Genomic DNA, 18,987 nt, shown 5'->3' on the forward strand with positions numbered 1-18,987 from the left:
GTCAACCGGTTTTGGTAATGATTGCGCTTGCCGCCTCTCAGCGCTATCGGCGGGGCATGCAGTCTCCAAATACGCGGCTATACGAGAAGGTCTCGGCGGCGCTGGCTTCCCGGATCGCGTCCGGTGAATTCCGGATCGGTGACCGCCTGCCTTCGGAGCGGGAGCTCGCCCAGTTGCATGGCGTATCCCGGCCGACAATCCGCGAAGCGATCATCGCGCTTGAACTGGATGGATTGGTGGACGTGCGGATGGGCTCCGGCGTGTACGTGATTGCGCGTCATCCAAAGGGCGGCATCGCCGGCGTTACGGATGTCGGGCCATTCGAATTGCTCGAATCCCGCCGGGCGATTGAGGCCGAAACCGCCGCGCTCGCTGCCCTGCACATCACCGACGAACAGTTGGAGGAACTCGAGGTCCTCTTGCATGAGATCAACGCCGGAATAGATTTTGGCGTCTCCGAAGAGGCTGACCGCAAGTTCCATATCGCGATCGCGGAATATACGGGCAACAGCGTGCTACATGGCGTTGTCGAAACGCTTTGGGAATCCCGAGACCGGTCACCCCAGTATAATCTGCTTGCCCAAAAAGCGCATGAAGCAGGCATCGGCCCGGACATGGATGAGCATGCGGAGATTCTCGCCGCACTGAGGCGCAGGGATCCGATCGGAGCGCGAAACGCGATGCGCACCCATTTGAGCCGCGTGATCGAGACCCTTCTCGAGGCAACCGAGGTGCATGAACTCGAGCAAATCCGCGAACGTGTCGATGCTCAGCGCAAGCGATTCGGCAGGATGCTCTAGACCAGTCCCGCGATACGGGAGAGCGACGACGCCAGGCTGCCGGGACAGCGGCCAGCGCAGATGAATTGCGCTTTTCGGCTTGAATTAAGGGCGAAGATTGGTCAGGCCACATCAACCGGCACACCTTCGATGCCGGCTCGCCGCTGAGGCGAGAATGGCCGGAGAGACCGAATGGACATGTCCACGAAGCCAGCTGTCTCGCGCGGCGATGTCGCCATCCCGCAGAAGATCGTGGACGCCAGGGTCATCGTCACCTGCCCGGGTCGCAATTTCGTTACGCTGAAGATCGTCACCGACCAGGGCGTCCACGGCGTCGGCGACGCGACGCTCAATGGCCGCGAACTCGCTGTCGTCAGTTATCTGCGGGACCACGTCATTCCCTGCCTGATCGGACGGGATGCGCACCGGATCGAGGATATATGGCAGTATCTCTATCGGGGAGCCTATTGGCGCGGCGGCCCGGTGGGGATGTCGGCCATTGCGGCGGTCGACATGGCCTTGTGGGACATCAAGGGCAAAGTGGCCGGACTTCCGGTCTACCAGCTGATGGGGGGGCGCTGCCGGGACGGCGTGATGGTCTACGGGCATGCGAATGGCGAGAGCATCGACGCCACGCTGGCCGCCGCGAAGGAATATGCAGCGCTAGGCTACAAGGCGATCCGCCTCCAGTGCGCGGTTCCCGGCCTGCCGTCGACCTATGGCGTATCGAAGGACAAGCTTTTCTACGAGCCCGCCGACGCCGACCTCCCGACCGAGAATCTCTGGTCGACCGAAGCCTATATGCGCGTCGTGCCCGAATTATTTGCGCGCGCGCGGGCGGAATTGGGCGATGACGTCCATCTGCTCCACGACGTTCATCACCGGCTGACACCGATCGAAGCGGCGCGGCTGGGCAAGGATCTGGAGGCCTATCGCCTATTCTGGCTCGAAGACGCCGTGGTGGCCGAAAACCAGGAGAATTTCCGCCTGATCCGGCAGCACACGACCATCCCGCTGGCGGTTGGCGAAATCTTCTCGTCGATCTGGGACTGCAAGGATCTGATCCAGAATCAGCTGATCGATTATATCCGGGCGACGGTGGTCCATGCCGGCGGCCTGACGCACCTCCGCAAGATCGCCGCGTTCGCCGATATCCACAATGTTCGAACCGGGTGCCATGGCGCAACCGACCTTTCGCCGGTCAGCATGGCGGCGGCGCTCAATTTCGACGTGTCGATCCCGAACTTCGGCATCCAGGAATATATGCGCCACACCGATGCGACCGATGCGGTGTTTCCGCACGCTTACCGGTTCGAGGACGGCTATCTGCACGTCAATGAAACGCCCGGACTTGGGGTGGACATCGACGAGGATCTCGCCGGGGAATTCCCGTATCGGCGCGCCTATCTTCCGGTCAACCGGTTGCGCGACGGCACGATGTACCACTGGTAAGGCCTCCTGCACGGCCGCCGCGGCGAGCGAGACAGGTTCGGGCCGATCATCTCGAAGGGGCTCATCGCCAACCTTGTCCTCGCCACATGGCAACAATTCCGTGCGATCGGGGAAAGGCCCGATCGGACCGGACGCTATTGGAGCAATTCCACGCCGAAAGGACCCAGCTCGATCGTCCGCGAATATTCTCTGTGCGTCAGCACGCCCGTCTTCGTTCCGGCGAAGGTGACGGTTGCGGGGAGGGCGGTCGTGTTCACGTACAGGGTTCTTCCATCGACGCTGCGAGCAACCACCCCCGGAGGGGTGACCGGCCCGCGTTCGATCCCGAGCCTGGCATATAGGCTGCGGATCAATGGGCCGATGAAGCTCGGCTGGGCGGCGGTAGCGAGATAGATCGCCTGGCCCTTGCCGAACCTGTTGATCGAGATGGCCGGACTTTTCCCGGGCGTGTTCTCGAACGTCGCCAATGGCTGCGCCGTGCTCAGTTCGAGCACCTCGTAATAATTGTCGGTTCCCGTCAGCACCTCGCCGCCGAACCGAAATTTGAGCGGCTGATCGGAACGATAGAATTCATTCGTTCGCAGACCGAAGACGTCGGAAAGGCGACCGGGGAGCGGCGTCTCGAACCATTTCCCCGTTTCATCGGCCTTGGCGGAATAGCCGGTCATGATGACCGTTCCACCCTCGGCGACATAGGTGCGGACCGCCTCCGCGGTTTCCTTGTCCATGAGGTAGGCGCTCGACAGGATGAGGAGCTTGTAGTTCCGGATCGGGTCGTGTCCGGCATCGATCACCGCGGCATCCAGATTGTCCTGGAACAGCGGCGCGAACGCGGCCTTCACCTGGTCGCCATAGTCGCCCTTGAAATACTCCTTCATCGTGTTGGGGCCGGGCGGCGGGCTGGTCAGCCAATTGGTCTCGAAGGAGTAATGGACCGCGATTTGAGGCTGGCCGTAGCGCGGAAAGCCCAGCTTGCGCAGCGTGCCGAACTCGCGGGCGATCTGCCCGAATTCATCGACTTTCCAGGAGGGACGGCCGTCATGGTCCACCAGGCCGAACAGCGACTGCTCCTCGCCGCCGATATGCGAATTGAACGTCCAGGCCAGGAAGGTCTGCGAATAGTAAAGCAGCCCGAAATAGGCCCACATCCGCGAGCGCCCCGGCGTGCCGTAATAGCCGCCTCCGCCGGCCGTGAATTCGTTGAACCAGACGGGCGTCTCGTGCGACGCCCTGTTCATCATCACCTCGAACCCCGCGCCCAAGGGATCGCCCGGATAGAAGCCCTGAGCCCCATAGGTCGATATGCGATCCCACGACCGGAGATAGTTGAAGCCCTTCGTCCACGCCGTCGGCCAGAGATTCGAGGCCACTGGAAGATTGGGCGCGAAACGTTTGCGGACCGCCTCCAAATCCTCGAGGGCGCCGATCGTGTCGTCCGACCAGTAGCGGCGCAGGTCCAGATAACGTTCGTTCGGCCCCGGGCCGCGGACATAGGGCAGATCGACCTGGTCCCAGCTGCTGATCCGGCGCGACCAGCGCTGGGTGGCCCATGCCCGATTGAGCGCTTCGATCGAACCGTATTTCCGCTGCAGCCACGCCACGAACCGGTCGCGATCGGCAGGGGAATAGGAAAGCTGGCCGTTGCCGATCTCGTTATCATATCCCAGCGCGATCACCGCCGGGTGCTTGGCGTAGCGCTGCATCATTCTTTCGGCGAGCCGCTTGGCGAGGCGGCGATAATCGGGGTCGCTGATATTGTCCCAATAGCGGGTCGCGGCGTTCAGCCGCACCCCCTCCTGATTGACGATATCGACGCCGGGATATTTCTTGTGCAGCCAGATCGGCGCGGGCTGGCCGGGGATGTCGAGCACCACCCCGATCCCCGCGGCGTGCATCTGATCCAGCACGTCGTCGAACCATTCGAAGGTGAAGCGCCCCTCCTCCGGCTCGAACGAATCCCATGAGAGGTCGCCCATCCGTACCAGGTTGAAGCCCGCAGACTTCATGATCGCGATGTCCTGCCGGATCTGTTCGGGGGAGCGATCGATCGGCTGATAATTGACACCCACGAACAGCTGACCCCTGCCCGGCCATTCCGGATGCCCGACCGCGCTTTGCGCCTGGGCGGGCGGGGGCGCGACCATCGGGGTGCCGGTGAGCGCCATCGCAAGTGCGATACCGACGGTTCGGACGATGCTGGGCTTCATTGGTGAGATTCCAATCCCTCGGAGACATCAGACGCAGGCCGAGCGCAGCTGCCACCCGTACGGCCAACATCAGCCTGTGTTCGGCAAACGGTCGCGACGCTCGCTGCAGTGACCCTAGCCGCGCCGTTCGCGGACGCGCAAAAATTGTTCCGGAATGGAGAGCCGGCCCAACCAGGCGGCTGAGACAGCAGCGAGCCGGAAAATCGTGGGCCTGGAGCGACTGCCCAAGCATCGATCCCATGGTTGCCCTCAGCCGGACGCCCGGCGCCGACGATCGAAGCGGGCAGCTCGCTCAGACCGGGATCACCGAGTCTCTCGGGCGACAGGGCCTTGCGTCGATCACCTGCCGCGCCGGCAATATCGGCGCGAAAGCGGATTCCGTCGCCGCCGCCTCTATGACGATACGGCCGCGCTTCCCGTTCGACCGCACGATCGCCTGCGCCAGCCCGTTGAAAAGCGAGCGCGAGGATCCCTTGTCGCTCTCGAGCGAATTGGGATTGCCGTTGCCAACGCCGATCAGTTCGCCGGGGCCGTCGATCGTGAAGACGAGCTTGTGCTTGGCCCTCGGAATGGGCCTGCCGCGGGAATCGAGCATCTCCGCCTTGACGACAACGACATCTTCGCCATCCGCGTCGATCGCCTGGCGATCGGCAGTCAGCCGGATCGAGCGGGCCTCGCCGGTCGTCTCGCGGCGCTGCCGCAATACCACGCGTCCGCCGCGGTAGCCGCGCGCCTCGATCGCGCCGGGCTGATAGGGCACCGCCCATTCGAGATGGCCAAGGCGCGGCATCGGTTTCCTGCCCAGGCTATGACCGTTCACGAGAAGCTCGACCTCGTCGAGGTTGGAATAGACCCAGACGGCGATGTTCTCGCCTTCGCGCCCCGCCCAGTCCCAGTGCGGGAAGAGGTGCAACGTCGGCGCCCTGCCCCACCAGGCGCGATAATAGTGGTAATAGTCCTTCGGGAAGCCGCACATGTCGACGATCCCGAATTGGGAGTTGATCGACGGCCAGCCATAGGGCGTGGGTTCGCCGCGATAGTCGAAGCCGGTCCAGGCGAAGCCGCCGGCCAGCCATTCGCGCGTCGCATAATATTGCCACCATTGTTCGGGCGTATTCCCCCAGGGCACTACGCCGTCGTAGCTGGAAACCGTGTTGTGCGCGGCGTCGTTGGCATATTCGCCGCGAGTCGAGATCGCGCTCGACACCTCGCTGCCGACGACCGGCCGGTTCGGATATTTGCGGTGGAATTCGTCGGGAAACTGCTGGTTGTAGTTGAACCCGATAAGGTCGAGCGGTTCCGACACGCCCTGCTCGTTGTTGCCGTTGACCGCCGCGGTCACCAGGCGGGTGGGATCGAGCGCGTGGCAGCGCTCGACCATGGTTCTTGCGATGCGCGCCCCCTGCGGCGCCAGTTCGCCCTGCTGGAGCAGCCATTCCTCATTGCCGATCGACCAGGCAATGATCGAGGGCGAGTTGCGATAGCGCTTCAGCATCGCGTCGAGCTGCTGCATCCCTTCGGAATTCGAGCTCATCAGGCGGGTTTCGCACAGCATCATCACGCCCATGCGGTCGCACGCCGTGACCCATTCGGGGGTCGGCATGTTGTGCGAGGTGCGGACGGCGTTGCAGCCCATGTCGCGCAGTATCGACAGGCGGAACGCCTGCAGCCGATCCGGCACCGCGGCGCCCACGCCGGCATGGTCGTGATGGTTGCACGTCCCCTGGATCTTGAGCGGCCGGCCGTTGAGAAAGAATCCCTTCTGCGCATCGAACCGGACGGTCCGCACCCCGAATTCGACGCGCTCCCCGTCGCGCACGTCCGAACCGGTTACGACCTTGACCATCGCCGTGTAGAGATTGGGCGTTTCGGTCGACCATAAAGCCGGCGCGGCGATCGTCGTGGCGGCGCGCATCGGCACGGAAGCGCCGGGCGCGATCCGCTGCGGGGGGCTGGTGACGTGCGCGACCGCGCGGCCGCTGGAATCGAGGATCGTCCAGTCGACCATCGCATCGACCGGTGCCTTGCCCTCATTCTCCACGACCGTGGCGAGATCCAGCGCCGCGCTTTCACCGTCCAGTTCGGACCGGACGACCGTCTCCCATTTGCCGAGGTGTACCGGGTCCATCTTCGTCAGCCAGACGTGGCGATAGAGACCGGCACCTTCGTAGAACCAGCCATCCCCGAACGAGGCATCGACGCGCACAACGACATAGTTGCGGCCCCCATAGGTGAGGAAATCGGTCAGATCGAAGCGGAAAGGGGCATAGCCATTGTCGTTCCGGCCAATGAAGCAGCCATTCACCAGAACCACCACGTCGCGCAACGCCCCGTCGAACTCGATCCAGATGCGCCGGCCAAGATCGCTTGCCGGAATGTCGAACGCGCGCCGGTACCAGCCAACGCTCGTCTCGGGATAGCTGCGCCCCAGCGGCTTGTATCCATGCGAGCGCAGCCGGCTGTCGCCCTCACCCGATTCGTCACGCACAAACGGCAGCTCGACCGCCCAGTCATGCGGCAGCGTGACCGGGGCCCAGCCCGATGTGTCGAACCCCTTCTTCGCCAGTTTGAAGTCGCCCGTCTTGGCGAAATCGGCCTGGCCCCGTCCGAAGCCGAAGTCCTTCGACGGATCAGCGCCATGCCCAAAGGCGAAGCGCCAGCCGAAATCGAACAGCAGCTGCTCGCGCGGGGCAAGTGCGGGAATGGCTGCGGCGCTGGGCTCGGATACGGGCTCCGGCGAAGCGATCGCGCGAGCCGGCGCGCCGAGCAGGCCCGGCACCGAAAGCGCGACACTGGATGTCATCAGGTTCCGGCGCGTGAGATCGATCATGGTTCCTCCGGAAGTAGAGGGGACGCGGAGACGCAGGTGCCCGCCCCTGCCTCCCGCGCGCGGTGTGCCGCGGCAGGCGCGGCAGGCGCGGCAGGCGCGGCAGGCGCGGCAGAGATCGCAAAACAGGCGGCGAAAAGGAATAGCGCCGCCAGAATGAAGCGGACCCGGATCGCCAACGCTCCCGTCGCCCCGCTCAGGGCTGCACCTTCAGCATAACCACCCCATGGCCTGGAACCGTGGCGGAATAGCCCCCCACGGCGGGCTTCAGGTCCTTGTGCGCCCAGAGGTCGCGAATGCTCGCCTTCAGCGTCGCGGGGTAGCCGAGCGCCTCCCAGCCCAGGGAAATCGTCTCGGGCTGCGCGCTCCGATTGAACAGCACCACCGCGCGGCCTCCACCGGACAGCGGTTTCACCCACACTTCCCGGTTGCCGTCGCGGCTGACGCGCCGCCCCTGAACGCCGAGCGCGTCCTGGTTCACGGCGATAACGTCGCGGTTGAGCAGGATCTCCCTGGTCGCCGCATCCATGTTGGCGATGTCGTTACCCGCGATCAGCGGCGCGGCCATGATCGCCCAGAGCGAAAAGTGCGAACGATATTCCGCGTCCGTCATCCCGCCATTGCCGACTTCGAGCATGTCGGGGTCGTTCCAGTGACCGGGGCCCGCAAACGGCCAGAGCGGCTCGTTCATGTCGAGGATGTTGAGCATCCCCCAGCTATAGCCGTATTTTCCTTCCCACTTGTCGGTGATGTCCCCCGTGGTTCGCCACAGGTTGCCGATCTTTTGTCCCCATAACCACGGCCGGTTATTGCCCCATTCGCAAAGCGAGAACACGATGTCGCGGCCGGTTGCGCGCAGCGCGTCCGCCATCAGCGCATAGGCCTCCTCCGCATTGCGCGTGCCCGTGTTGCACCAATCATATTTGAGGTAATCGACACCCCATCGGGCATAGGTCAGCGCGTCCTGATATTCGTGGCCCTGGCTGCCCGGCCGTCCGCCGCAGGTCTGGCGCCCCGCATCGGAATAGATGCCGAACTTCAGCCCCTTCGAATGGATATAGTCGGCCAGCGCCTTGATGCCCGAGGGAAACTTGACGGGGTCGGCGGTGACGAACCCGTTCTCATCGCGCTGCCCGTGCCAGCAATCGTCGATCACGATATATCGATAGCCCGCGTCCTTCATCCCGTTGGAAGCCATCGCATCCGCCGTGTCGCGGATGATCTTCTCGTTCACGTTGCACGCGAACTTGTTCCAGCTGTTCCATCCCATCGGCGGCGTCAGGGCAAGGCCGTTGGCAACCCGCTTCGGGTCGCTCGATGGCGCAAGCGTATTGGGATCCGCCTCCTGCGCGAAGGCCGGCATGGTTCCATTGAGGAGGAGCGCCGCGGCCAGTGCGCGAAAGGCCGTTTTTCCAGTCATTGGCGGTTCCCTTAGAACAGTTTTTGTTCGCGCGCGAAGTTGAGGAAGAGCGGCAGCCACAGGCCGTCGGGGCTGCCCGGCCTGGCGCCCACGCTGAAGCCATGCCCGCCATGGGCAAACAGATGGGTCTCGACCGTGATCCCGCCCGCGACCATGGCGTCGCGCAGCCGCGCCGTATTGGCGACCGGCACCGTGCCGTCGTCCTCGGCATGCACCAGGAAGGTCGGCACCGCGGCGGGCGTGACATTGAGATCGGGCGACCACTCGCGGATCTGGGCCGGTGTCGGCGGCCCCCCGAACAGCGACGGCGCGACGCCACCATAGGCATAGGCCGGATCGACCGACTGCACCGGATAGATCGGCGCCGCCAGCAGCGGCCGCGCGCTGAGCTGGTCCGTGGCGTCGACCGGAGCGTAAAGGGGGGCTGAGTGCCGTGTGGCGAGGGTCGATGTCAGGAACCCCCCGGCGCTGAAGCCCAGGACGCCCAGGCGGGCCGGATCCAGATGGAAGCGCCCGGCATTGGCGCGGATGACGCGCATCGCCCGCTGGGCATCGGCGGGCCCGACGCTTGCCGGATCGCGCCACCCGTCCTGGGCCAGGCGGTAGAACAGCACGAAGCAGGTGATGCCGGCGCGATTCAGGATGTCAGCGATGTAATGGCCTTCATGCTCGAAATAGTTCCAGGCGAAGCCGCCGCCCGGAATGAGCAGCATGGCCGATCCGTTGGGCTGGGCCGCCGGAAACACGGTCATGCGCGGCCTCGAAATCCCCTTCATGCGCCGGCTGCTATAGTCGGGGTTCGACGAGGACTGTTCGACCAGCTCGGCCATGCCAGGATTCAAGGCGCCCGCGGGCGGGCGGGGCCACAGCTCGATCGTCTCGGCCGCCTCTCTCGAACCCGTCCCCGCCCGCGCCGTGGCCACCGTTCCCACGCCGATCGCCGAAGCGCCCGCCACGACCAGGGGCGTTTTTACGAAATCGCGCCGTGAAAGGCTCATCGAGGCTCCCCCCTGTCGCGCCCCGTCCGAGGCGCGTTCATCCGAAAACGCCGGCGCGCCCGGTCACTTCTTCCCCGCGCCCTCGAGCAATGCGTCCAGCCCCTGCTGGTCCTTAACCGCATAGGTGGAGCGATTGATGAGGTCGCCCGTGTCCCACACGAACGGCATGATGCCATTCGCCAGGGCTTGCTGCGTCACATATTTCATCCAGTGCGCGCGCGAAGCCAGGTGCTTGGTCAGATCGAGCGGATTCGAGCGCCGCGGCGCGCCATATTCGCCGAGCAGCACGGGGATGCCCTTGCTCACGAACAGGCTCTTCGCCAGCGCCATATGGTCGTCGACCGTCTCCTCCTCGCCCCAGGTGGCGTTGCGGTCCGGCTCGATCGTCGAGTGATAGTCCTTGCCCCAATAATAGAACATTTTGCCCCAGCTCGCATCCTCGGTCAGGATGCAGAAATTGGGCGGCGTGTAGAAATGCGGCTCGACCACCAGGCGGTTCGCCGCCGGATCGGTCGGCGTCTTCGTCCAGAGCGTCTTGGCCAGGTCGGTGCTGGTGCTGGGCAGCTGCAGCACCAGCGTGCGGTATGCGTTCCTCCCGCCGGTCGAGCGGACCGCATCGATGAAGGTCTGGTGATAGGCGAACAGCACATCCATCTGCTCCGCGGTGTCGCAATTCGGCTCGTTCGCGCTGGCGAACATCAGCCGCTCGTCGAAATCGCGCAGATGCGTGGCGATCTGCTCCCAGAACGCCTTCTGTTTCGCGACCACGGCATCCTTCTTGGCGACCGTGACATTGTTCTCGAGCCAGCCGTCGTCCCAATGGATGTTGAGCAGGACGTACAGGTCGGCGTTGATGCAATATTGCACCACGTCCTTCACGCGGTTGAGCCAGAAATCGCCGATCTTGGCGGTCGAGGCATTCGCGTACTGATCCCAGGAGCAAGGCAGGCGGATCGCATCGAAGCCGAGCGCCTTGTACTTGTCGACCAGCCCCTGGGTGATCGCCGGGTTGCCCCAGAAGCCCTCCTGCGAAGTCGTGTGCGGGATGCCGCTGTTGTTCACCGCTTCCAGCGTGTTGCCGATGTTGATGCCGAGCTTGACGCGCGCGGCGATGGCCGCGGCCGTGCTGCCCATGCCCGTGGGATCCGCCGCCGCCGCGCTGGTATTGTAGCTCGGGTACAGGCTGGTTGGGGTCGGGGTAGGTGACGGCGAAGGGGTGGGCGCCGGAGGCGGCGGGGGGGGAGGCGGGGGCGGCGGCGACGGCGTTGGGCTGGCCGCGCCGCCCGAACAACCTGCGGCGACCAGTGCGATCGCCGACGTAAGAATTTGACGCCTCACAAGCTTCACGCGCACTCTCCCGTTCCTCATTTTCTTGATCCGAGCGCGGCGCCGATCCTGCGGGATCGGCGTCTCTCGATCTCTGAGACAACGTTGTCTGTATCTTCCAAAATCGAGAAGCTCAATAAGAATATTATTCGTATTTAAAAGTATGAGTTATCATTGAAAATAGAATCGGGCGTGGCATCCGGCGTTCGCGGGCGCCCTTGCCGGGCAATTTCGACGTTGATCTGGGCAGGGACACCCAATACCCGTCGTCCCGAATCGGGAGAGAGATGGCGTGGATACCGAAGGAATCGCGGAGCGCCGTCCGGATCCGGGCTGCTCGCTGGCACGGCCCATCGCCCGGCGAACATTGCTGGGCGGCGTTGCCGCATTTGCCGCCGCGCCGGCACTGTCGGGCATGGCCGCCGAACCCGGCCTGCCGCTTCCGACAGGACTCGATGCGAACGGCCATTTCCGTGCCGTTGCGCTGCCGCCGAGCGGCTTCGCCTATGCGCGGCTGCGCGAGGGCGTGCAGTTGCGGGTCAACGGCGTTTCGAAGAACCTGATCTTCCACGCGCCCGACACGGTGCGCGTGAACACGACGCTGGGCGAAAATTATTGGGCGGCTGCCAGTCTCGTCGTCACCGCCCGGCCGCAGGCGGTGCCATTCTCGATCAGCGAGACGCCGGCGACGCTGACGATCGTCGGCGAAAAACTCCGGATCGAGATCGACAAGGCCAGCGGCGCGCTTCGCTTCCTCGACTCCCGGGGGCGACTGTATACGAGCGAAAAGGCCGACGCCCCGCAGGCTCTCAAGAAAGTCCTGATCTCGGCCGCGCCGACCTACGAAGCGCAAAACACGCTGACCCTTCAACCCGACGAGGCGATCTACGGTTTCGGCTTTACCGCCGACGACAAGAGCAACCGGCGCGGCAAGGATCTGCTCCTGGTCCAGACCAATGTCGGGATCATCATTCCCGTGATGATGTCTTCGCGCCGGTACGGCGTCATGTGGGACACCTATTCGCAGATGCGGTTCAAGGACGGTCTCGAGGGAGCGTCATTATGGGCCGAAAGCGCGCCTGGCGGCAGTGACTATTATTTCATGGCCGGCGAGACGCCCGACGATGTCGTCCGCGCCTATCGCGCGCTCACCGGTCCCGCTCCCATGTATCCGAAACAGGCTTTCGGCCTGTTCATGAGCAAGGAGCGCTACCAGACGCAGGGCCGGCTCGTGGAGGTCGCGCAAACCTTCCGCGCGGAACGCTTCCCGCTCGATTACATCGTCCAGGACTGGCAATATTGGGGCAGCGACAAGGACGGCAGCTGGAGCGGGATGATCTGGGACCCGGTTCGCTTTCCCGACCCGGAGGGCATGATCCGGCAAGTCCACGGCCTAGGCCTGAAGCTGATGGTCTCGATCTGGCCGTCGATCGGCAATGACACGGCCCTTGCGCGCGAGTTGGACGCCCACGGCCTGCGCTTCGAACCGCTGCACTGGATTTCCAGGCACGCCCGCGTCTACGACGCCTACAGCCCGCTCGGGCGCCGCATCTATTTCAAGCACGTCAAGTCGGGACTGCTCGACAAGGGCGTCGATGCGCTGTGGATGGACGGCACCGAAATCGAAGTCAGCAGCGCGATGTGGAACGCCGCCGACAATGTCCGCGACACCAAGGCGCTGGGCTCGAACGCGCTGGGCGACTTCACCCGCTATCTCAATCCCTATTCCCTGATGACGACGCTGGGCACGTATGAGGGACAGCGCGCGACGAGCGACAAGCGCGTCTTCACCCTGACCCGCTCCGCCTGGGCCGGGGCTCAGCGCACCGCGGCGGCTTCGTGGAGCGGCGACGTTTTCGCGAGTTGGAAGACGTTCCAGCAGCAGGTTTCCGGCGGCGTCAACGTGACCGTCACCGGCAATCCCTACTGGACCCATGACACGGGCGGCTTCTTCGTCTCGGCTTTCCCGGGCGGCGAAAAGAATCCCGCATGGCGCGAATTGTTCGCCCGCTGGCTCCAGTTTTCCGCCTTCAGCCCCCTCATGCGGATCCACGGCACCGACGTCGAGCGCGAGCCCTATATTTTCAAGACGCTCGACCCGCAGGTTTACGACTCGCTGCTCAACAGCGTTCACCTGCGTTACCGGCTGCTTCCCTATATCTACTCGCTGAGCTGGAAGGTCACCTCCGACGGCTACACCTTGATGCGGCCGCTGATGATGGATTTCCCGGACGACCGCGCGACCGACACCATCGACGACAGCTTCATGTTCGGGCCCGCCTTCCTGGTCCAACCCGTTACGCGGGCCATGTACCATGTCGAGCCGCCGCCGCCGCAAACTGTTTCATCCGAGTTCCTGCGCACGGCGGACGGCCAACCGGGACTGGCGGCGCAATATTACGAGGGAGTCAATTTCGAGACGCCGAAGGGCCAGGTGGTCGATGCTAAAATCGATCATACATGGCCTGACCCTCCGCTTGCGGACATTCCCGCCGGCCTTTCCAGCCTGAACAATTTCTCGGTGCGGTGGCAGGGATTCCTCATCGCGCCCGAGGATGGCGAGTATGAATTGGGTCTCAGCGGCAATGATGGTTTCCGGCTGATCGTCGGCGGCCAGACCCGCATCGAAGCGTGGTCGAATGGTGCGGAGCGGTACCGATCCACGATCCAGCGGTTTCGCAAGGGGCAGCGCGTGCCGATCGCGATCGAGTTCTTCCAGGCGAGCGGCAACCGCAGTCTTCGTTTCGGATGGCGCCTGCCGAGCGAACGCGCGGCGCTCAGCGCGACGGAGCCAAGCGTCGACCTCGATATGGAAACCTACCTCCCCGCAGGATCGGACTGGTACGATTTCTGGACCAACGAACGCTTCCACGGTGGCCGGCGGGTGTCGCGCCGAACGCCGCTCGACATCCTGCCGCTCTATATCCGTGCGGGATCGATCGTCCCAATGGGCCCGATTGTCCAATATGCAACCGAGGCTCCCGACGCGCCCTACGAGATCCGCATCTATCCTGGCGCGCATGCGCGTTTCACGATCTACGAGGACGACAACGAGACCTACGCCTATGAAAAGGGCCAGCGCGCCACCTATGATCTGGTCTGGAATGATGAAGCGCGCACGCTGACTATCGGAGCGCGCCGGGGTTCGTTCCCAGGCATGGTGCGGCAACGCCAGTTGAATCTGGCGTTGATGAGCGCCGACAATGCCACGGGCATGGCGCCGTCGGCGGTTACGAGGGCGGCTACTTATAGCGGCAGGGCAATCACGGTTTCATTTGCCTCATGAACGCGAGCGCCCGTCTTCGCGCAACGCGTCGCGAGTCATTCGGCTTCGCGACATCGTAAAGGAGCGAGCGAAGACTGCAGAGATAACCGCGGCCTCCTCGTCTACGTAACAATCCCGATTCCGATTGCTGCCTGCCTTGCGAAAACGGCTGCATGACTTGGCACATGATCCGCTTCGATCTCGCGCGTTCGTCCGAATTTCCCGAGGGCTCGCGCGAGCATTCCTATCTCCTGCGCGCGCCTCTCGATGCGCGCCAAATCGTCGATCTCGCCGCGCTGCGTGCTGCCCCCGAGCGTGCGGAGGTGCTGCGTTCCTGGCCAGACGAGCCAGACATGCGTGGCTACCTCGTCCACAAGCGCAAGGGCTGGGTCTTCTCCTACGGGCCGGGCGATGCCGACGACGAGCCTCTGTTCCACCTCGAGGCGCATCCCTTGCGCGTTGGCGAGTATGTGACTGTCATCGAGCGCGACGGCACCCCGCTCGCGTTCCTGGTGTCTCTCTGCGAACCGCTTACGGCCTGACAAGGCGGCTCACCCTGCCCAGCGGGTCCGCCAGCGCCGTTTGAGTATTTCCAGCAGGAGAAGAACCAAGGCTCCGGAAAGCGCAACGGCGACGCTCTGCGCGGGCGCGATCGGCGCCAGCCGCAGCAGGCCGCTCACCGGCGGCGCGAATTGCGCGAGGCCGAATACAAACAGAATAGTCGCCACCACCGCGACAAGGGCCCGGTTGGGGCGCAGCAATGCGCTGGCGACCGACGCCGAGAAGGAGCGATTGGCGAGCACGAGGCTGAGGATCACCGCCACAAGCGCGAAAAAGGCGACCGCGCGAAGCTGGGATTCAACCACGCCGCTATTCACGCTCCAGAGCAGCACCGCACTTATCGCCGCCAGCGCGGCCGCGCCCTGAACGCCGAACCATAGCATCAACCGGCGCGGCAGCAGCCCACTATTGGGCGCGCGCGGTGAGCGACGCATGACATCCCTCTCCTCGCGCTCGGCTTCGAACACGAGCGAGCAGACCGGGTCGATGATCATCTCCAGCAAGGCGATATGGACCGGCGCAAGCAGAATCGGCAGCCCGAACAGAAGCGGCATCAGCGCGAGCCCGGCAATCGGCATATGGACCGCGACGATGAAGCCCATCGCCTTGCGCAGATTGTCGTAGATCCGTCGTCCCACGCGGATCGAGGTGACGATCGATCCGAAATCGTCGTCGAGCAGTACGATCGACGCGGCCTCGCGCGCAACGTCGGTGCCGCGCGCGCCCATCGCGATGCCGATATCCGCCGCCTTGAGCGAGGGCGCGTCGTTGACGCCGTCGCCGGTCATCCCGACGATCTCGCCTGCAGCCTGGAGCGCCTGGACGATGCGCAGCTTTTGTTCGGGCATGATCCGCGCGAAGATCGTGATTTCGCGCACGCGTCGCGCCAGCTCCGCATCGTCCATTTGCACGAGCTGGGCGCCGGTAACCACCTCCCCTTCGGCGATCCCGGCCTCCCGCGCGATCGCCCGCGCCGTTTCGGGATAGTCGCCGGTGATCATCACCACGCGAATCCCAGCGCTGCGGCACTGGCGTACCGCCTCGGGAACGGCGGCGCGCAACGGATCCTGCAGCCCGACGAGCCCGCGATAGGCGAAGTCGAACCCGCGCTGGCTGCTCGGAAACGCGGCTCCCCGCCAGCGCGCCTCGGCGACAGCAAGCACGCGCAGGCCCCCAGCCGCCATTTCGTCCACCGCCGCGTCCATCGCGGCACGCTCGGCGAGGTCCAGGCCGCACAGTTCGGCGATAGTCTCCGGAGCCCCCTTCGAGGCGATGACATGCTCGTCATCCCCGGCGCCGGTGTCCCAGATCTGCGATACTGCGAGCAGCTCCGGCGCGAGGGGATAATGATGGCGCAGGCCCCAATCGGTCCGGCGGCGCTGCGAGGCTTCGGCCTGATCGCTGCCGCGGCCGACATTGTGGAAGGCGACCTCCATCGGATCGAAAGGCTGCGGTGCGCTGGCGAGAACGCCAAGCTCGGCGAGCTGCCAGAACTCGTCCGGCAGCGCGGCGGCACCGTCATGTTCGAGGAGACGCCCATCGGGGAGGCGAAGCTGCAAGACCGTCATCCGGTTCTCGGTCAGCGTTCCGGTCTTGTCCGTGCACAGCACCGTTGCCGAGCCCAAAGTCTCGATCGCCGAGGCTCGCCGGGCCAGCACGCGCACCCGCGACATGCGCATCGCTCCCATCGCCATGAACACCGCAAGCACGACTGGAAACTCCTCGGGAAGCATCGACATGCCGAGCGCGATCCCGGCGAGCGCGGCGTCGAGCCAGCTGCCGCGCAACAGGCCGTAGAGCAGCACCGCGAAGGCGCTGACCAAAGCGCCGGCCACCGCGAACACAAGCACCAGCCTGCGCGTCTGGTTGCGGAGATGCGGCGATTGGGTCTCGAGCGTCGAAAGCGACTGGCCGATGCGCCCGATCTCGCTCCGCGCGCCGGTCGCGGCGACCCGGCACAGTCCGCTTCCCGCCACCACCAGCGTACCCGAAAAGACATAGGCGAGGCCGTCGCCTCCGGGCCTGGGAAGCGCATCGCCGCCGCCTTCGCCGCGCACCGCCTTGCCGACCGGCGCACTTTCGCCGGTCAGGAGGGATTCGTCGAGATGAAGTCCGTCATTGTCGAGAACCCAGCCATCGGCCGGCACGCGGTCACCCTCGGAAAGCACGAGCAGATCCCCGCGCACCACCCCGCGGCCGGCGATCCGTCGCCGCACATGGTCGCGGATCACCAGCGCGCGGGGGCTGGCGATGTCGCGAAGCGCTTCGATCGCACGTTCGCTGCGCGCCTCCTGAACGATCGTGATGAGGATCGAGAAGCCGGCGAGGACGATAAGGACGATCGCCTCGGTCAGGTCGCCTAGCGCGAGATAGACCACGCCCCCGGCGAGCAGCAGGCCAAGCATCGGTTCGCGCATCACTTCGAGGACGATCCCGATCAGCGAGCGCCTCTTCTCCCGCGGGAGCTCGTTGGGACCTTCCAGTTCGAGCCTGCTCGACGCCTCCGTCTCGGACAGGCCGCTCGGGATGTCGCGAGCCGGCATCTCAATCGCGAACGACGAAGACCGAGCATCGCGCGTGCCGCACGACGCGCGATGCGTTCGCGCCCAGAAGATAGTCCTTCATCTCGGGGCGGTGCGACGAGAGCACGATGAGATCGGCGCCGATCCGCTCGGCGACGGCGAGAATCCCGCCATAGATGCTGCCGGTCTCGACATGATGCTCGATACCGGAAAGGTCGGTTATCGAATCCGCCAGCGTCGAAAGGCGCGCCCTCGCGACGTCGAGAAACTCGCGATACGCGATCGGGGACCGCTGGACCTCCAGAATCACGTTCCAGTCCGGCACTACCGTCGCCAGCGCCAGCGACGCGTCGAAGCATCGGCAAAGGGCGACGGCGGTCGGGAGCGCCTTCTCCCACGAGCTTGAATGATCGAGATCGACGGGGAGCAGAATGTTTCGGTACATTGCGGCCTCGCGCGGCTAGAGGGCACGCGCGTTCTACTGCCCTGCCGAACCATCGCGCCTGTGGATGTTACCTAGTGCCCCGCACCCCATGGCTTGGCACGATGCGGCACATGAGCCGATTGCGCCTCCATGCCGAACGCCACCCCGTCGCCCGGATCGGATGGCTCCGCGCCGCGGTCCTCGGCGCCAATGACGTTTGAGGGGGCAAGTGTAACCCCGGAAGGACTGGAGAAGAACATGGATACTTCACAGGATTCACCTGCTCGCGGCCGGAGCATAGAGGTCTGGGATTTTCCGCTACGCCTGTTCCACTGGTTGCTGGTGGTTGCGATTGCCCTGGCCTTCCTTTCCTCCGAGGAGGAGAGCCCCCTGGCAGCCTGGCACGTTCCGGTCGGCTGGAGCATCGCGGTGCTGCTCGCATTTCGCCTGACATGGGGTTTCGTCGGCGGCGAGCATGCGCGCTTCGCGCAGTTCGTGAAGCCCTCGGCGCTTGCAGCGCACATCAAGGGCCTGCTCCATGGCCGGCCCGAAGCGACGCTCGGCCATAATGCGCTGGGCGCACTAAGCGTCCTCCTGCTGCTCGGACTTATCGCGGCAACCGTCTGGACGGGTGCGGTTGGCGTGGACGAAGAAGTCCACGAGCTGATTGCCTATACCCTGTTGGGGCTCGTCGCGCTGCACATCGGCGCCGTGGTCATGATGTCCTTCCTCACGCGCGAGAATCTGGTGCGCGCGATGATCACGGGTCGCAAGCGGCGCGATCGCCACCCGACCGCGGACGACGCTCGCCCCCCGTCACCACTCGCGCTGATCCTCGCCACCTTGGCGGCCGCGGCGACGGTTATCGGCGTTCTCGCCTATGACCCCCATTCGTTCCAGCCTCAGACGCGCGAGGCCGGCGAGCACAGCCCCGACGTGGATTCGGTGAAAGCACCAGACGCGGAGGCTGACCGATGACGCTCGATCTCACCGTCCACGGCGCGGCCGGAGCGGTGACCGGCTCCTGCATGGAGTGAAGGCCGGCGACAAGTGAATCCTGGTCGATTGCGGGCTGTTCCAGGGTTCGCGCAGCCTGGAGGCGCGGGTGCCCTGGACCGCGATACCTGCCTGCGACCGGGGCGCCGGTCGGGGGACGCAGCGCCCCGGTTGCGGCCTCAGTGCCCGAGGAAGAGCGGCACCGGGCTT

General features: G+C 64.8%; 12 protein-coding genes and 1 pseudogene. 6 read left to right on the plus strand and 7 right to left on the minus strand.

The genetic code is table 11. The features are described 5' to 3' along the window. Positions 1-17 precede the first annotated feature (17 nt). Positions 18-800: a FadR/GntR family transcriptional regulator gene (locus tag OF829_RS19985; RefSeq protein WP_264941971.1), complete on the plus strand. Its 783-nt coding sequence runs from the start codon at positions 18-20 to the stop codon at positions 798-800. Between the two features lie 177 nt (positions 801-977). Next, complete coding sequence (gene manD, locus OF829_RS19990; RefSeq protein ID WP_264941983.1) at positions 978-2,231, plus strand: D-mannonate dehydratase ManD; 1,254 nt, start codon at positions 978-980, stop codon at positions 2,229-2,231. A gap of 134 nt (positions 2,232-2,365) precedes the next feature. Here manD and OF829_RS19995 read toward each other — a convergent pair whose 3' ends face one another. The 5 genes from OF829_RS19995 to OF829_RS20015 all read right to left on the minus strand — a co-directional run bounded on the left by OF829_RS19995 (position 2,366) and on the right by OF829_RS20015 (position 10,817). After that, positions 2,366-4,438 carry a beta-galactosidase gene (locus OF829_RS19995; protein ID WP_264941972.1) on the minus strand — a complete coding sequence of 691 codons (2,073 nt, stop codon included), beginning with the start codon at positions 4,436-4,438 and terminating at the stop codon, positions 2,366-2,368. 292 nt (positions 4,439-4,730) lie between these two features. Then, positions 4,731-7,268 (minus strand): beta-galactosidase GalA, encoded by a 2,538-nt coding sequence (galA, locus tag OF829_RS20000; protein WP_264941973.1) that lies wholly within the window; start codon positions 7,266-7,268, stop codon positions 4,731-4,733. Positions 7,269-7,461: 193 nt separating this feature from the next. Next, positions 7,462-8,685, minus strand: coding sequence for a glycoside hydrolase family 27 protein (locus OF829_RS20005; protein WP_264941974.1), 1,224 nt, complete (start codon positions 8,683-8,685; stop codon positions 7,462-7,464). An 11-nt stretch (positions 8,686-8,696) separates the two neighbouring features. Beyond that, positions 8,697-9,683 carry an alpha/beta hydrolase gene (locus OF829_RS20010; RefSeq protein WP_264941975.1) on the minus strand — a complete coding sequence of 329 codons (987 nt, stop codon included), beginning with the start codon at positions 9,681-9,683 and terminating at the stop codon, positions 8,697-8,699. A gap of 63 nt (positions 9,684-9,746) precedes the next feature. Further along, complete coding sequence (locus OF829_RS20015; protein ID WP_264941976.1) at positions 9,747-10,817, minus strand: glycoside hydrolase family 5 protein; 1,071 nt, start codon at positions 10,815-10,817, stop codon at positions 9,747-9,749. A gap of 607 nt (positions 10,818-11,424) precedes the next feature. On the opposite strand from OF829_RS20015, the gene OF829_RS20020 reads away from it, so the two are divergent. Both OF829_RS20020 and OF829_RS20025 read left to right on the plus strand, forming a co-directional pair. Next, positions 11,425-14,295: a glycoside hydrolase family 31 protein gene (locus OF829_RS20020; protein ID WP_264941977.1), complete on the plus strand. Its 2,871-nt coding sequence runs from the start codon at positions 11,425-11,427 to the stop codon at positions 14,293-14,295. 164 nt (positions 14,296-14,459) lie between these two features. Then, positions 14,460-14,816 (plus strand): hypothetical protein, encoded by a 357-nt coding sequence (locus OF829_RS20025; protein ID WP_264941978.1) that lies wholly within the window; start codon positions 14,460-14,462, stop codon positions 14,814-14,816. Between the two features lie 9 nt (positions 14,817-14,825). Here the strand turns inward: OF829_RS20025 and OF829_RS20030 are convergent, their stop codons facing one another. Both OF829_RS20030 and OF829_RS20035 read right to left on the minus strand, forming a co-directional pair. Further along, complete coding sequence (locus tag OF829_RS20030; protein ID WP_264941979.1) at positions 14,826-17,378, minus strand: cation-translocating P-type ATPase; 2,553 nt, start codon at positions 17,376-17,378, stop codon at positions 14,826-14,828. 1 nt (position 17,379) lies between these two features. Then, positions 17,380-17,802, minus strand: a complete 423-nt coding sequence (locus OF829_RS20035) for a universal stress protein (protein WP_264941980.1) — start codon at positions 17,800-17,802, stop codon at positions 17,380-17,382. A 110-nt stretch (positions 17,803-17,912) separates the two neighbouring features. Here OF829_RS20035 and OF829_RS20040 point away from each other — a divergent pair. Then, positions 17,913-17,996: pseudogene (locus tag OF829_RS20040) on the plus strand (VIT1/CCC1 transporter family protein); the annotation flags it as partial. 43 nt (positions 17,997-18,039) lie between these two features. Further along, the gene (locus OF829_RS20045; protein ID WP_264941981.1) at positions 18,040-18,759 is read left to right on the plus strand and encodes a cytochrome b/b6 domain-containing protein; all 720 of its coding nucleotides are present in this window, start codon (positions 18,040-18,042) and stop codon (positions 18,757-18,759) included. The last annotated feature ends 228 nt before the right edge of the window (positions 18,760-18,987 follow it).

Origin of the sequence: Sphingomonas caeni (assembly GCF_026013415.1) — a bacterium.
Lineage (GTDB): Bacteria > Pseudomonadota > Alphaproteobacteria > Sphingomonadales > Sphingomonadaceae > Sphingomonas > Sphingomonas caeni.

Coding starts and splice junctions, on each gene's coding strand:
- OF829_RS19985 (WP_264941971.1), top strand. CDS start 18: ATGATTGCGCTTGCCGCCTCTCAGCGCTATCGGCGGGGCATGCAGTCT.
- OF829_RS20015 (WP_264941976.1), bottom strand. CDS start 10,817: ATGGGCAGCACGGCCGCGGCCATCGCCGCGCGCGTCAAGCTCGGCATC.
- OF829_RS20045 (WP_264941981.1), top strand. CDS start 18,040: ATGGATACTTCACAGGATTCACCTGCTCGCGGCCGGAGCATAGAGGTC.
- galA (WP_264941973.1), bottom strand. CDS start 7,268: ATGATCGATCTCACGCGCCGGAACCTGATGACATCCAGTGTCGCGCTT.
- manD (WP_264941983.1), top strand. CDS start 978: ATGTCCACGAAGCCAGCTGTCTCGCGCGGCGATGTCGCCATCCCGCAG.
- OF829_RS20035 (WP_264941980.1), bottom strand. CDS start 17,802: ATGTACCGAAACATTCTGCTCCCCGTCGATCTCGATCATTCAAGCTCG.
- OF829_RS20025 (WP_264941978.1), top strand. CDS start 14,460: ATGATCCGCTTCGATCTCGCGCGTTCGTCCGAATTTCCCGAGGGCTCG.
- OF829_RS20005 (WP_264941974.1), bottom strand. CDS start 8,685: ATGACTGGAAAAACGGCCTTTCGCGCACTGGCCGCGGCGCTCCTCCTC.
- OF829_RS20020 (WP_264941977.1), top strand. CDS start 11,425: ATGGCCGCCGAACCCGGCCTGCCGCTTCCGACAGGACTCGATGCGAAC.
- OF829_RS19995 (WP_264941972.1), bottom strand. CDS start 4,438: ATGAAGCCCAGCATCGTCCGAACCGTCGGTATCGCACTTGCGATGGCG.
- OF829_RS20010 (WP_264941975.1), bottom strand. CDS start 9,683: ATGAGCCTTTCACGGCGCGATTTCGTAAAAACGCCCCTGGTCGTGGCG.
- OF829_RS20030 (WP_264941979.1), bottom strand. CDS start 17,378: ATGCCGGCTCGCGACATCCCGAGCGGCCTGTCCGAGACGGAGGCGTCG.